Origin of the sequence: Actinomyces timonensis DSM 23838 (genome assembly GCF_000295095.1) — a bacterium.
Classification (GTDB): domain Bacteria; phylum Actinomycetota; class Actinomycetes; order Actinomycetales; family Actinomycetaceae; genus Actinomyces; species Actinomyces timonensis.
This window is the reverse complement of the sequence record NZ_JH806633.1, coordinates 809,536-823,646: the sequence shown is the minus strand read 5'-3', so window position 1 is coordinate 823,646 and position 14,111 is coordinate 809,536. Positions and strand designations below refer to the sequence as shown.

The window sequence follows — 14,111 nt, the reverse complement described above, 5'->3', positions numbered from 1 at the left end:
GGAACCGCTGACGGCCAAGGAGGGACGAGCCGATGGCCAGTGAGAGCCAGCGCGCCAGCGCCATGACCCCGCTTATGGGCGTGCCCTCGCCCAGCCCGCGCCGAAGGCTCCTGGCCGCCGGCTTCGCCGAGCCCGACCGGGCCCTGCGCGCTCTGGAGGACCGCGCCCTCGCGGACCTTCTCGCCCACGCGGGTGGGGGATCCGATGAGGCGGGGGACCTCCTCGTCACCGCCCTGGGCGCCACCGCCGACCCCGACCTGGCCCTCCTCTCCCTCCTGCGCCTCGCGGGGGCCTGCGCCCAGGAGGATGACCCGACGGCGGCCAACGGCCTCGTCGAGGTGCTGCGCGCCGTCGTCGGCGAGCCCGGGCCCGGCGGGGCTGGCACCAGCAGACGGGCCCACGCCGAGCGGCTGCTCGCGGTCCTCGGATCGTCCCAGGCGCTCGGGGACTTCCTTGTCTCCCACCCCGACCACCTCGACGCCCTCAGCCTTGAGCGCGCCTGGAACGCGCCCGGCCAGCCCGACGCCTCGCTCCTCCTCGTCGACGCCGCGAGGGAGGCGCTCGCCGCGCGCGCGGCGGCCGAGCCCCAGGCTCCGGCGGGCCCCGCCGATCCAGCGGCCCTGGAGGAGGCGACGGCCGCCATGCGCCGCGCCTACTACGACCGCCTCCTGGCGATCGCCGCCGATGACCTCGTCTCCACCGCCCCGGCCGCCCATGTGGGCGTCGTCGGGGCGGCCATGGCGGACCTGGCCGACGCCGCCCTCGAGGCGGCCCTCCTCATCGCCCGCGCTGGTGTGGGGCCCCAGGCCCGCAGGCTCGCTTTCGCCGTCATCGCCATGGGCAAGGCCGGCGCGCGCGAGCTCAACTACATCTCCGACGTCGACGTCATCCACGTCGTCGGGCCCGCGGCCGCGGTGGCCGGGACCCCCGAGGAGCCCAGCGAGGCCGAGCTCGTCCGCCTGGGCACCGAGATCGCCGGCCACCTCCACCGCGCCACCTCCGCCTCCGGCTCGGAGCCCGCCCTGTGGCCGCTGGACACAGGGCTGCGACCGGAGGGCAAGGACGGCGCGCTCGTGCGCACCCTCGCCTCGCATGTGGCCTACTACGAGCGCTGGGCCTCCTCCTGGGAGTTCCAGGCCCTGCTCAAGGCACGGGCCGCCGCGGGCGATCCGGTGCTCGGCCGCGCCTACGAGGAGGCGATCACCCCCTTCGTCTGGTCGGCGAGCTCGCGGCCCCATTTCGTCGACGACGCGCGCGCCATGCGCCGCCGGGTGGAGCGCGAGTCCCAGCGCGTGGGGGAGGACCAGCGCATCAAGCTCGGCCCCGGGGGCCTGCGGGACGTGGAGTTCACTGTCCAGCTCCTCCAGCTCGTCCACGGGAGGGCCGACGCCGAGCTGAGGGTGCGCTCCACCCTCGACGCCCTGGCGGCCCTGTCCGTGGGCGGCTACGTGGGCCGCGACGACGCCCTCGCCCTTGACGAGGGCTATCGGGCGTTGCGCCTCCTGGAGCACCGCGCGCAGCTCCACCGCCTGCGCCGCACCCACGACCTGCCCGATCGCGACGCTGACCTGCGCCGGATCGGGCGGGGGATCGGCATCCCCGAGCCCGCCGACCTGCGCGCCGCCTTCCGCGCCCGGCGCCGGCAGGTGCGCGCCCTCCACGAGGAGATCTACTACCGGCCCCTTCTGGGCGCGGCCGCCGCCCTGTCCGCCGACGAGATGCGGCTGAGCCCGCAGGCCGCCCGGGACCGATTGGCCGCCGTCGGCTACCTCGATCCCGACGGCGCCCTGCGGCACATCCAGGTCCTCACCGAGGGCATCAGCCGCCGCGCCGCCATCCAGCGCCAGCTCCTGCCCGTCATCATCGGCTGGATCGGCGAGGGCCCGGACCCGGACAACGGGCTGCTCGGCTTCCGGCGCCTGTCCGACGACATCGGCACCTCCCACTGGTACCTGGGGCTGCTGCGCGACTCTCCCGTGGCCGCCCAGCGCCTGTGCCAGGTGGTGTCCGGGGCCCGGTGGACGACGGACCGCCTCGCCGAGCGCCCGGAGGCCGTCGCCTGGCTCGACGACGACGATGAGCTCGCCCCGCGCAGCGGCGAGCAGGTGCGCGAGGAGGTGGCGAGCATCCTGGCCCGTCGCAGCCTCGAGAGCGCCACCCCTGCCCAGGCGGAGGCGCGCAGCGCCGAGGCCGTGCGCAGGATCCTGGGCGTGCGCACCCGCGAGCTGCTGCGGGCGGCCCTGGCCGATTCCCTCGACGGCATCAACCCCGCGCGCACCGCCCGCATCCTCACCGACACAACGGACGCCGTCATCGACGGTGCCCTGCGCGCCGCGATCAGGCTCGTCGTCGCCCAGCGGGGGTCACAGGAGGGCGATGACGGGCCGAGCGGGACCGCCGAGAGCGGCGGGATCGGCGGGAGCACGGGCCCGCTTGCCCGGCACGCCGTCATCGCCATGGGGAGGCTCGGCGGAGGGGAGACCACCTACGCCTCGGACGCCGACGTCATCTTCATCCACACCCCGCGCCCCGGGGCGGATGAGCGCGCTGCCGCCCGCGAGGCGGACGAGGTCGCCCGCGCCACGATGCGCCTGCTCGGCTCCGGCCCGCACCCGCTCGCTATCGACGCGGACCTGAGGCCCGAGGGGCGCCAGGGGGCGCTCAGCCGGTCGCTCGCCTCGGCCGCCGAGTACTACGGGTTATGGTCGGCGGTGTGGGAGCGCCAGGCGCTGCTGCGGGCGCGGGCCTGCGCCGGGGACACCGCGCTGGGGGAGGAGTTCCTGGCCCTCATCGCGCCGCTGCGATGGTCCGCCGGTGGCCTGGGGGAGGACGAGCTGCGCCAGATCCGCAGGCTCAAGGCCCGCATGGAGGCCGAGCGCCTGCCGCGGGGCGCCGATCCCGCTCGGCACCTCAAGCTCGGGCCCGGGGGACTATCCGATGTGGAGTGGGTGGCGCAGGTCCTGCAGCTCGCCCATGCCCATGAGGTGAGCGGGCTGCGCACCACCTCGACTCTTGAGGCGCTCATGGCGGCCGCCGAGGCCGGGCTGCTGAGCGTCGACGACGCCGGCGTGCTCATGAGCGCCTGGATCCTGGCCACCCGCATCCGCGCGGCCACGGTGCTCGGCGTGGGTCGGGACTCGGGCGCGAGGGTGGATATCCTGCCCTCCGACGAGCGGGGGATCCGGCTGGTCGGCAGGCTCCTGGGACTGGCCAGTGGGAGCGAGCGGGACCTGGAGGACCTCTACAGGCGCAGCGCCCGGCACGCGCGCGCCGTGGTCGAGCGGGTGCTGCGCTCGGCCGGTGGGGGACTGGGGCAGGTGGAGCCTGGGAGCCCCGCGCGGGAGACGAGGCCGGTGCCGCCTGCTGCGCCCGCGACGACGGCGAAGCTGTCCGCGAAGCCCACCCCGGCCCGCCCGTCGTCGCCGCAGCGCCGGACGGGGCGCCGAGGCGCGGGTCCGTACCCCTGGTCCTGAGAGGGGCGCGGGCGCTGGCAGGATAGGGGCGTGAAGCTCATCCTCGTGCGCCACGGGCGCACTATCGCCAATGTCATGAGCGCCCTCGACACGGCGTTCCCCGGCCAGCCCCTCGACGAGATCGGGCGCGAGCAGGCCGCCACCATTCCGGGACGGCTGGAGGACGCGGGGCACCTGGCGGGTATTTCCTCGCTGTGGGTCTCGCCGATCCTGCGGGCCCGCCAGACCATGGAGCCGGTCGAGCAGGCCACGGGGCTGCGGGCGACGATCCTTCCGGGGCTGCGCGAGGTGCTCGCGGGGGACCTGGAGATGGCGACGGATGAGCGGTCGGTCGCCTGCTACGTGGACACCACCCGGGCGTGGATGGCGGGGCGGCCCGCCGCGCGCATCCCCGGCTCCCTGGAGGACGGCCACGACTCGCTCGATCGCTTCGACGCCGCCGTGCGCGCCATCGCTGAGCACGCGGCCGACGAGGCGCCGGAGGGCGCGTCGGGCACGGGCGGGGGAGCGGCGCTCCTCGTCTCCCATGGCACGGTGCTGCGCCTGTGGACGTCGCTGCGCGCCGCCGCGGGCGCGGGCGTCGATCCGCTGTGGGTAGCGGAGCACCCCCTGCGCAATACCGGCATCGCGGTGGTCGAGGGCGACCCCGACGCCGGCTGGCGCCTCCTCGACTGGAATGACGGGGCGTGGCGGGCCAGCACCGCTTCCGCGTGACGCGGGGGAGCGCCAGCGCGAGACGACCGAGACCGCCGTCGCCGTCGTCGATCCTTTACAGGACCGAGGACAGGAAGGCGCGGGTGCGCTCGTTGGCGGGGCGGTCGAGGACCTCGGAGGGGACGCCCCGCTCCACGACGACGCCGCCGTCCATGAAGAGGAGCTGGTCGCCCACCTCGCGGGCGAAGCCCATCTCGTGGGTGACGACCACCATCGTCATGCCGTCCCGGGCCAGGTCCTTCATGACGGACAGGACCTCGCCGACGAGCTCGGGGTCGAGGGCGGAGGTCGGCTCGTCGAAGAGCATGAGCTCGGGGTCCATCGCCAGCGCCCGGGCGATCGCCACGCGCTGCTGCTGGCCGCCGGAGAGCTGGGAGGGGTAGTGGTCCATCCGATCGGCGAGGCCCACGCGCTCCAGCAGCTCGGCGGCGCGCTTGCGGGCCTGCTCCTTCGGCATCCTCTTCACGTGGACGGGCGCCTCCATGACGTTCTGGAGCGCCGTCATATGCGGGAAGAGGTTGAAGCGCTGGAAGACCATGCCGATCTTCGCGCGCTGCGCGGCCCGGTCCTTGTCCGACAGGGCGTGCAGCACCGGTGTGCCATCGCGGCCGGGGACCTCCCGCATGCCGATGAGCTCGCCGTCCACCCACACGCGCCCGGCGTCGATGGACTCCAGCTCGTTGATGCAGCGCAGCAGCGTGGACTTGCCCGAGCCCGAGGGGCCTACGAGCACCGTGACGGTGCCCGCCGGGACAGTGAGGTCGACGCCGCGCAGAACGTGGAGCTCGTCGAAGAACTTGTGGAGGCCGGCGATCCGGACCTTGGGCTCCGCCGCCTGGGCGGCCTGCTGAGGGGATGACTGGCTCACGGGGTGACCTCCATGAAGGGATCGGCCTTGATCGTATGGGCGTCGAGGATGGCCTGCTGGCGCGCCGACAGGCGCCGCCGCTTGCCCCCGGCGCTCGGGCGCGAGGAGTCGAATCCGCGCCCGTAGTAGCGCTCCAGGTAGTGCTGGCCCACCATGAGGATCGAGGTGATGATGATGTACCACAGCGCCGCCACGATGAGCAGCGGGATCGTCTGGTAGGTGCGCGAGGCGTAGGAGTTCGTCACGAAGGTCAGGTCCAGGGTGAAGGGCACCGCGAGGACGAGGGACGTCGTCTTGAGCATGGAGATCGTCTCATTGCCCGTCGGCGGGACGATCACGCGCATGGCCTGCGGCAGGACGATCCGGCGCAGGATCTGCCCCTTGCTCATCCCCAGGGCGCCCGCCGCCTCGGCCTGGCCCGGGTCCACGCTGCCCAGGCCCGAGCGGACGATCTCGGACAGGTACGCGCCCTCGTTGATGCCCAGTCCCAGGACCGCGGCCACGAAGGGCGTGAACACGGAGTTCGTCTGGAAGGTGAGCAGTTCGGGGCCGAAGGGCACGCCGAGGCTCAGGTGCTGGTAGAGGGCGGACAGCGCGCCCCAGAAGACCAGCTGGGTGTAGATCGGCGTCCCGCGGAAGAACCACAGGTAGGCCACGGCGACGCCGCGCAGCACCGGGTTGGTGGACTGGCGCATGATCGCCGTCGTCACCGCGAGGAGGATGCCGATGAGCATGGCGAGGAAGGTGAGGAGGATCGTCCACCCGACGGCACGGACGACGTGCACCTCCCGGAAGAAGAACCACACGCGGTCCCAGTGGAAGGCCTCATTGGTGACCAGCGAGTGCGCGAGCATCGCGCCGAGCACGACGACGATGGCGGCGCTGATCCACGTCCCGGGCCTGGGCACGGGGCGCGGGTGGTTGAGGACGACGGCGTCGCTCTCGGAACTGGTCAGGGCGCTGTTCTCTGCGGCCGTCATATGGCTCACTCCGATACGGCAGGGTTGATGGTGGCTTCCTTGAGGGCCGCGCCCTCGACGCCCCAGCTCTGAAGGATCTCGTCGAGGATCCCCTTGTCCATGAGGTACTGGAGCGCTGCCTTGATAGCGGCAGCCGTCTCGGCGTTCTTCTTGAGGACCACGCCCTGGGGCGCGGCGTCCTCCACCTCGCCGAGGGTCTCGACGGCGCCGTCCGTGGTCTCCACGGCGTAGCCGGCGACGGTGGAGTCCGAGTAGGTGGCGTCCACGGTGCTGCCGACGAGCGCGGAGGTGGCCTCGGCCTGCTTGTCGTAGGAGCGCACGTCGATGGGGGCCTGGCCGGCGGCGGCGCAGGCCTGGGAATCGGCGTCCATGGCGTCGGCCTGGGCAGTGCCCGTCTGGACGCCCACGACCTTGCCGCACAGGTTGAGGTGGTCGGAGGAGTCGATGCCCTTGGGGTTGCCCTTGGCCACGTTGAACTGGCTTCCGACCTCGACGTACTGGACCATATCGACGTTCTGCATGCGCTCATTGGTGATGGAGAACGAGGAGATGCCCGCGTCGTACTCGGTGCCGACCTTGGCGATGATCGAGTCGAAGGAGGCGGTGTGCATCTGGGCGTCCACACCGAGGACCTTGCCGAGGGCCTGGGTGAGGTCGGCGTCGTATCCGATCGGCTTGCCGTTGGCGTCGAGGAACTCGGCGGGGGCGTAGTCGGTGGAGGCGCCGATGTCGAGCACGCCGTCAGAGCCGAGCGCGCCCTCGGGCAGGAGGGCGGCGATGTCGTCCTGCTTGGTGATGCTCGAGACGTCGTAGCCCTGGCTCTTGGCCTTGGCCGATCCGGTGGTGAGGTCGTTGGCGTTCGTGCAGGCCGACAGGCCGGCGGCCAGGCCGACCACGGCGATGACCGCGAAGGCCCGGGTGGGGGTGGTGCGCATGGGACGGCTCCTCGGGGTAGATGACCGTGACCCACTCTATCCACTCCAATGCATATCTATTGCATGAGTGGAGTATTGCGCGCGTCACGGCGAGGGGCGGGCGCCCACGCGCCCGCCCCTTGATCTCACATGTTGTAGTACAGCTCGAACTCGTAGGGGTTCGGGCGGGCGCGCAGCGGATCGATCTCGTTGGCGCGCTTGTAGTCGATCCAGGTCTCGATGAGATCCGGCGTGAAGACGTCGCCCTCGGTGAGGTAGTCGTGGTCCGCCTCCAGGGCCTCCAGCGCGGCGTCGAGGGTGCAGGGCAGCTTCTCGATGTCGAAGTACTCCTCGGGCGCGAGCTCGTAGAGGTCCTTGTCGATGGGCTCGCGCGGCTCGATCCGGTTGCGGATGCCGTCGATGCCCGCCATGAGGACGGCGGAGAAGCACAGGTAGGGGTTCGCCGACGGGTCCGGCACCCGGTACTCCACGCGCTTGGCCTTCGGCGAGGAGCCGGTGACGGGGATGCGGATGCACGCCGAGCGGTTGCGCGCCGAGTAGACGAGGTTGACCGGGGCCTCGAAGCCGGGGACGAGCCGGTGGTAGGAGTTGACCGACGGGTTGGTGAAGGCGAGCAGGCTCGGGGCGTGGGCGAGGATGCCGCCGATGTACCAGCGGGCGACGTCGGAGAGCTGGCCGTAGCCCCGCTCGTCGAAGAACAGGGGCTTGCCGTCCTTCCACAGGGAGTGGTGGCAGTGCATGCCCGAGCCCGCGGCGCCGAAGAGCGGCTTGGGCATGAAGGTGGCGGACTTGCCCGCCTCCCAGGCGACGTTCTTGATGACGTACTTGAACTTCATCATGTCGTCGCCCGCGGCGAGCAGGGAGGCGAAGCGGTAGTTGATCTCCTGCTGGCCGCCGGTGCCCACCTCGTGGTGGGCCCGCTCGATGGCCAGCCCGGTCTCCTGGCAGACCCGCACCATCTCGTCGCGCAGGTCCGCCATCTGGTCGGTGGGGGAGACCGGGAAGTAGCCGCCCTGGAAGGCGACCTTGTAGCCCTGGTTGCCGCCGGGCTCCTCGCGCCCGGAGTTCCACGAGGCCTCGTCGGAGTCGACGGCGTAGAACGCGCCCTGGGGGGTGGAGTCGAAGCGCACGGAGTCGAAGAGGTAGAACTCGGCCTCCGCGCCGATGTAGCAGGTGTCGGCGATGCCGGTGGAGCGCAGGTAGTCCTCCGCCTTGGTGGCGATGGAGCGGGGGTCGCGCGAGAAGACCTCATCGGTGAACGGGTCGACGATCGAGAAGTTGATGATGAGCGTCTTGCGCGCGCGGAAAGGATCGAGGAACGCCGTCGTGACATCCGGGATGAGCTTCATATCCGACTCGTGGATGGCGGTGAAGCCGCGGATCGAGGAGCCGTCGAACATGAGGCCGTCGGTGAGGGCGTCGGACTTGAACGCCCCCGCCGGGATCGTGAAGTGCTGCATGACGCCTGGAAGATCGCAGAAGCGCACATCGACGAGCTCGACCCCCTCCCGCTCGATGTACTCCAGTGCCTCGGTGGCGTCCTTGAACATGCGATTGCTCCTCGACGGTTGGTGGTTCCGCTGCGGGTGCGGCCGGTATTAAGCCTAGTCGGGCGACGATGACGCGGTGGTGCCGCGCGTGTGTCCCCGGTGTTTCGGGCGGGCCGCCGTCGACGGTCCCGCCGCGATGATCGGCCGCCTCGCCTGGACGCGCGGCGGCCGGGCGAGTCTCAGCGGCCGCGCAGGGCCCGGCGGTCCGGGCGGACCTTGGAGGGGTCGATCCCCTTGGGGATCGGCAGGCCCTTGGCCCCAAGGGAGGATAGGCGCTTGGAGACCTGGGAGATCTCGGAGTCCGTCAGGCGGGTCGGCTTGGTGGGCAGCTTGCGCAGCGCGCCCGACAGCTCGCCGAGGCGCACCTGGCCCTCATCCGTGCCGACGTTGATGACGTGGAGCGGGACGGTGGACAGGATGCGGTTGATCTTCTTCCGCTCATCGGCGACGAGGCGCTGCGTGCGGCCCTTGGGGCCCTCGACGACGAGCACGATGCCGGGACGGCCCACCAGGCGCCAGATGACGTCCTGGGTCTTGGGGTTGATGGCGGCCGGCTGCTCCTCCAGGTACCAGCCCTTGCCGATCTGGTCCAGGACGGCCTTGGCGGCCCCGGGCACGCCCTCGATCTGGGAGTAGGAGGCCCGCCGCACCGTCCACGACAGCAGGACCATGTCGAGGAGGAAGGCGAGCATGAGCCCCAGGATCACCCAGTACCAGATCGCCATGCCGGTGGCCAGCGCGAGGGCGATGGCCAGGAGGATCGAGGCGGCGGTCGTGCCGATGAGCACCCACCCGATCCACGGGTAGGTGCGCCGCGAGATCGTGTACGCGTCCTTGAGGTTCTGGGCGTAGGTGGCCAGGCGGCGCTTCTTCTTGGGCTGAGGGCTTCGGGCTGTGCTCACGGTGGACAGGATAGACGACGACGCAGGCGCGGGCCGGTGCCCGCGCGCCAGGTGAGGCGTTAGGAGGCGGCGACGAGCGCGCTGGCCTCCTGGCGCGCCGTCGTCGGCTCGGTGAGGGAGCGCAGGCGCTCGGGCACCTCCCAGCCGCGCTTGATGACGGCCCGGCCCCACAGCATCCCGGCGCGGTAGGAGGAGCGGACCATCGGCCCGCTCATGACGGCGGCGAAGCCCATCTCCTCGGCAAGGGCGGACAGCTCGATGAACTCCTGCGGCTTGACCCAGCGGTCGATGGGGTGGTGGAGCTTGGAGGGGCGCAGGTACTGCGTGATCGTGAGGATGTCGCAGCGCGCCTCGACGAGCGCCGCCATCGACTCCTCGATCTCCTCGCGGGTCTCGCCCATGCCCAGGATGAGGTTGGACTTGGTGACCAGCCCCGCCTCGGAGGCGGAGCGGATGACCTCCAGGCTGCGCTCGTAGGAGAAGGCGGGCCGGATGCGCTTGTGGATGCGCGGCACGGTCTCCACGTTGTGGCCCAAGACCTCCGGGCGCGAGGAGTAGACCTTGGCGAGGGCCTCGGGATCGCCCTTGAAATCGGGGATGAGCAGCTCGACCCCGGTGCCCGGCGAGAGCTCATGGATCTGGCGGCAGGTCTCCGCGTAGAGCCAGGCCCCGCCGTCGGGGCGGTCATCGCGGGCCACCCCGGTGACCGTGGCGTAGCGCAGTTCCATCTCCTTGATGGAGGCCGCCACGCGCCGGGGCTCGTCGACGTCGTACTCCGTGGGGCGGCCCGTGGCGATATCGCAGAAATCGCAGCGCCGGGTGCAGATCTCCCCGCCCACGAGGAATGTGGCCTCGCGGTCGTTCCAGCACTCGTAGATATTCGGGCAGTTCGCCTCCGCGCACACGGTGTGCAGGTTCTTCTCGCGCACGAGGCCGCGCACGTCCTGGTAGGTCTCGGAGACGACCGCCTTGGTGCGCAGCCACGAGGGCTTGGACTCGATGGGCGTCTCGGCGTTGCGCGCCTCGACGCGCAGCAGCCTGCGGCCCTCGGGCTCGACAGCCGTGTCCGTCCTGGGAGCGGCCTTGGGGGCGATCGTGTCAGCCACGTGCTCTCCTTCTGAGTGCGTTCGCGCGGGCCTCCACAGTTTATGGCGCCGCGAGGCTCCATGGGACTGAAGGCCTATGTGATTCTCCAGCCAGCGCTCAATCCGCCCGCAGAGGGGTGAGATGCTCATCGAGGGCGCGGGCGACGTCGTCTGCCAGAGCGGCCGCCTCCAGCGCGCCCGGCGGCATCCCGAGCTCGGCGGCGATGGAGGTGACCCCGGCGTCATCGATCCCGCAGGGGATGATCCGATCCAGGGCGAAGGCCTCGAGATTCGGGCTGACGTTGAGCCCGATCCCGTGCTTCGTGGTGCCCCGCGCCACCCGGACCCCAAGGGCGCAGATCTTCCGCTCAGCCTGGAAGAAGGGACCGCGGGTGTCGTCCGGGCGGCCCGGCACCCACACGCCCGAGCGCCCCTCGACGCGCGCGGTGAGGATGCCCAGGCCCGCGCAGACCTCCATGACCGCGGCCTCCAGCGCCCGCACGTACTTGATGACGTCGATGGGCTCGGCCAGCCGCACGATCGGGTAGACGGTCAGCTGGCCGGGCCCGTGCCAGGTGACCTTGCCCCCGCGATCGACGTCCACCACGGGCACTCGCTCCGGGCCCGCGGCGTCCCCCTCGGGGCGCTCCCAGGAGTGCGTGCGGCGCCCCACCGTGTAGACGGGCTCGTGCTCCAGCGCGACGATCGTCGAGCGCCGGGCCCCAGAGGCGACGGCGGAGTGGATCTCGTTCTGGAGGCGCGCCCCCTCCTCATAGGGCACGAGGCGCTCACCCAGGCCGAGGTCGAGGCGGTCCATGTGATCCGACGGACCGGCGGGTGTCATGCGCTGCACGGGCCCACAGTAGGCCACGGGCTCGCGGGCCAGCGCGCGGAAGCGCCCGTCGCGCGCGGCGATCCCCGCGGACGTCCGATGAGTTATCCACAGATTCTCCAGGGTACTTCCGCGCCGCTCCGTGGCCGCTGACCATGGGGCCATGAGGACGCCATCACCCACCACCGCGCCGACGGGCCGATTCGCCGCGCGCCTCGCGCCACGGCGACGGGCCCAGCGAACCGGCAGCCGCCCCGCGGGCCGAGGGCCGGGAGGCATCACCGAGGCTGAGAGGAGCGCGCTGGCCAAGCGCGGGATCGCCCTCGGTGAGGCCCTGGGCAGGTCCGGCGACGCCGACGGCTGCCCCCTCCGGGGCGTCGACGGCGAGGACCGCGACGTCGTCGTGCGGGTCATCGACCTCCCGGAGAGGGGATCGCGCGCGATGCGGCGCCTGGCCGCCCTCAGGGAGCTGCGCCACCGCGGCATCGTCCGCGTCCGCGCGCTCCTGCCGCTGGGTGGCGGGCGCCTGGCGGTGGTCACCGATCTCATCGACGGAGCGGATCTCGCCGTCGTGCTGGGGGCCCGGGGGAGCCTGGAGAGCGGCGAGAGCGCCGCGCTCCTCGATGGCGTCGGCTCCGCCCTGGCCGCCCTCCACGACGAGGGGCTGGTCCACGGCGACGTGTCCGCGGCGAACGTCATGATCACCTCCTCCGGGGCGCCCGTGCTCATCGACCTGCTCGGCGGCATCATGGAGATGGGAACCCAGGGCACCGCCGCCCCGGAGAGACTCGCGGGGGCGGCGGCGACGCCGGCCTCCGACGTGTACTCGCTGGCCGCCCTCGTCATGGAGTGCCAGGGCCCCGATCCCGAGTCGCGCGAGGAGACAGCCTTCCTGCTCGCCGACGCCCTCCAGGAGGACGCGAGGATGCGCCCGGCCGCCCGGGACCTGGCCGCCCGCGCGCCCCAGCTTGGCCGGCCGGAGGATATCGAGCTGCCCGAGGGCGCCCGCCTGGCCTCGGGGGCCCTGCGCTCGGCCGCGCGCACGCCCACGCGGGTCGTCCCCTCGCGGCGGTCCTCGGGCCCAGGAGGGCGTGGGAGGCTCCCACGGGCTCGGCTCGGCGCCGCCCTCCTGGCCAGCGGTGCTCTCCTCGCGCTGGGCGCCGCCGGGGTGATGGCATGGGCTATCACCGGGGAGCGGCCCCTCGGCGCGGCCGCCCCTGAGTCCTCCGAGGCCTCCGCCGCCCCAGGCGCCCCTGCCGCCGTGGGGGAGGTGGCCCCTGCGGGCGCGGGGGAGGAGACCCTGGAAGGGATCGTCACGGGGCTGGTGAGGCAGCGGGATGCCGCGCTTGTCTCCGGCGACCCCGCGGCGCTGGCCCTGACCTCCGTGGAGGGCTCGCCCGCCGCCCGCGCGGACGCCGCCCTGCTGTCCGCCCTCAAGGACAGCGGCGAGCAGGTGGCGGGTTTGACGACCTCAGTCGTCGGCGTGAGCGAGGTAACGGGCGAGGCCTGCCCGGCCGAGCAATGGGCGGGCGCCCGTTGCGCCCGGGTGTCGCTGCGCCAAGGACCCACCACGTGGACGGGCGGCGACGGCGCGCATGAGGCGCCCGCCCCACAGGCGCGCGGGGTGGTTCTCGTCCTCGTGCCGGGACCATGGCGCGTCGCCGAGGTCCTTGAGGCCGGGTGACCGGGCGGCGCAGGTCCAGCAATGCGACGGGGGCGGGCCCGCATCACTCGTGCGGACCCGCCCCCGTCGCCGATGAGGCGATCGAAGCGCTCTCAGCGGCTCACAGGCCGAGCTCGCCGGCGAAGTCGCCGTCCTCGAGGCGCTTCTTGACGGTCATGAGGTAGCGCGCGGCGTCGGCCCCGTCCACCAGGCGGTGGTCGTAGGACAGCGCCAGGTAGCACATCGAGCGGATCGCGATGACCTCGTTGCCGTCGGCGTCCTTGATGACGCGGGGCTTCTTGACGATCGTGCCCAGGCCGAGGATCGCGACCTCGGGCTGGTTGATGATCGGGGTGTCGAACAGAGCGCCGCCGGAGCCCGTGTTCGTGATCGTGAACGTGGAGCCGGAGAGCTCATCGGGGTTGACCTTGTTGTCCCGGGTACGGGCGGCCAGGTCGTTGATGCGCTTGGCCAGGCCCGGGATGTTGAGGTCGCCCGCGTTCTTGACCACGGGGACGAGCAGGCCGCGCGGGGTGTCCACGGCGATGCCGACGTGCTCGACGTCGTGGTAGGTGACCTCCTTGCCGTTGATGGAGGCGTTCACCTTCGGGTGGGCCTTGAGGGCCTCGGTGGCGGCCTGCACGAAGAAGGGCAGGAAGGTGAGCTTCGTGCCATTTGCGGCGAGGAACGCGTCCTTCGCCTTGGCGCGCAACGCGGCAACGCGGGTGACGTCCACCTCGACGACGGTGGTCAGCTGGGCGGAGGTCTGCAGCGAGTCGATCATGCGCTCGGAGATGACCTGGCGCAGGCGGCTCATCTTCTCGGTCTTGCCGCGCAGCGTCGTGTCAACGGCGGGCTTGGCCGACGGCGCCGCGGCCGGGGCGGCGACCGCGGGCGCGGCGGCGGGCTGCGCCTGGGCGGCAGCAGCGGCAGCGGCCTCCTCGGCGGCCTTGGCGGCGGCGAGGACGTCCTCCTTGCGGATGCGGCCACCCACACCGGTGCCGGTGACCTGGGCGAGGTCGATGCCCTTGTCGCGCGCGAGCTTGCGCACGATCGGGGTGACGTAGCCAGCGGCGGCCACGGCGGCGGTCGACGGGGCCGGTGCCGCG

At 72.3% G+C, this 14,111-nt stretch carries 11 protein-coding genes; 3 read left to right on the top strand and 8 right to left on the bottom strand.

Annotation, left to right across the window (positions count from 1 at the left end; all coding sequences use genetic code 11):
* Positions 1–32: 32 nt before the first annotated feature.
* The gene (locus A1QA_RS0109845; RefSeq protein WP_017178742.1) at positions 33–3,473 is read left to right on the top strand and encodes a bifunctional [glutamine synthetase] adenylyltransferase/[glutamine synthetase]-adenylyl-L-tyrosine phosphorylase; all 3,441 of its coding nucleotides are present in this window, start codon (positions 33–35) and stop codon (positions 3,471–3,473) included.
* Between the two features lie 30 nt (positions 3,474–3,503).
* Positions 3,504–4,187, top strand: a complete 684-nt coding sequence (locus tag A1QA_RS0109840; protein ID WP_017178741.1) for a histidine phosphatase family protein — start codon at positions 3,504–3,506, stop codon at positions 4,185–4,187.
* Between the two features lie 55 nt (positions 4,188–4,242).
* On the opposite strand, the gene A1QA_RS0109835 is transcribed toward A1QA_RS0109840, so the two are convergent.
* The 7 genes from A1QA_RS0109835 to lipB form a co-directional block, all read right to left on the bottom strand.
* Positions 4,243–5,055, bottom strand: coding sequence for an amino acid ABC transporter ATP-binding protein (locus tag A1QA_RS0109835; protein WP_017178740.1), 813 nt, complete (start codon positions 5,053–5,055; stop codon positions 4,243–4,245).
* Positions 5,052–6,035: an amino acid ABC transporter permease gene (locus A1QA_RS0109830; RefSeq protein ID WP_017178739.1), complete on the bottom strand. Its 984-nt coding sequence runs from the start codon at positions 6,033–6,035 to the stop codon at positions 5,052–5,054. Before A1QA_RS0109830 ends, A1QA_RS0109835 begins: the two co-directional genes overlap by 4 nt.
* Positions 6,036–6,040: 5 nt before the next feature.
* Positions 6,041–6,970 carry an ABC transporter substrate-binding protein gene (locus A1QA_RS0109825; RefSeq protein ID WP_017178738.1) on the bottom strand — a complete coding sequence of 310 codons (930 nt, stop codon included), beginning with the start codon at positions 6,968–6,970 and terminating at the stop codon, positions 6,041–6,043.
* 125 nt (positions 6,971–7,095) lie between these two features.
* Positions 7,096–8,520 (bottom strand): type I glutamate--ammonia ligase, encoded by a 1,425-nt coding sequence (glnA, locus tag A1QA_RS0109820; protein ID WP_017178737.1) that lies wholly within the window; start codon positions 8,518–8,520, stop codon positions 7,096–7,098.
* Between the two features lie 179 nt (positions 8,521–8,699).
* Positions 8,700–9,422: a DUF4191 domain-containing protein gene (locus A1QA_RS0109815; RefSeq protein WP_017178736.1), complete on the bottom strand. Its 723-nt coding sequence runs from the start codon at positions 9,420–9,422 to the stop codon at positions 8,700–8,702.
* Between the two features lie 59 nt (positions 9,423–9,481).
* Entirely contained in the window at positions 9,482–10,528 is a 1,047-nt protein-coding gene (gene lipA, locus A1QA_RS0109810; protein WP_017178735.1) for a lipoyl synthase, read from the bottom strand.
* A 97-nt stretch (positions 10,529–10,625) separates the two neighbouring features.
* Positions 10,626–11,324 (bottom strand): lipoyl(octanoyl) transferase LipB, encoded by a 699-nt coding sequence (gene lipB, locus A1QA_RS0109805; protein ID WP_017178734.1) that lies wholly within the window; start codon positions 11,322–11,324, stop codon positions 10,626–10,628.
* 178 nt (positions 11,325–11,502) lie between these two features.
* Here lipB and A1QA_RS14285 point away from each other — a divergent pair, with 178 nt between their 5' ends.
* On the top strand, positions 11,503–13,023 hold the full coding sequence (locus tag A1QA_RS14285; protein WP_017178733.1) for a serine/threonine-protein kinase: 1,521 nt from the start codon (positions 11,503–11,505) through the stop codon (positions 13,021–13,023).
* A 100-nt stretch (positions 13,024–13,123) separates the two neighbouring features.
* Here A1QA_RS14285 and sucB read toward each other — a convergent pair.
* The coding region (sucB, locus tag A1QA_RS14280; protein ID WP_244266125.1) for a 2-oxoglutarate dehydrogenase, E2 component, dihydrolipoamide succinyltransferase at positions 13,124–14,111 on the bottom strand (988 nt) is incomplete at its 5' end.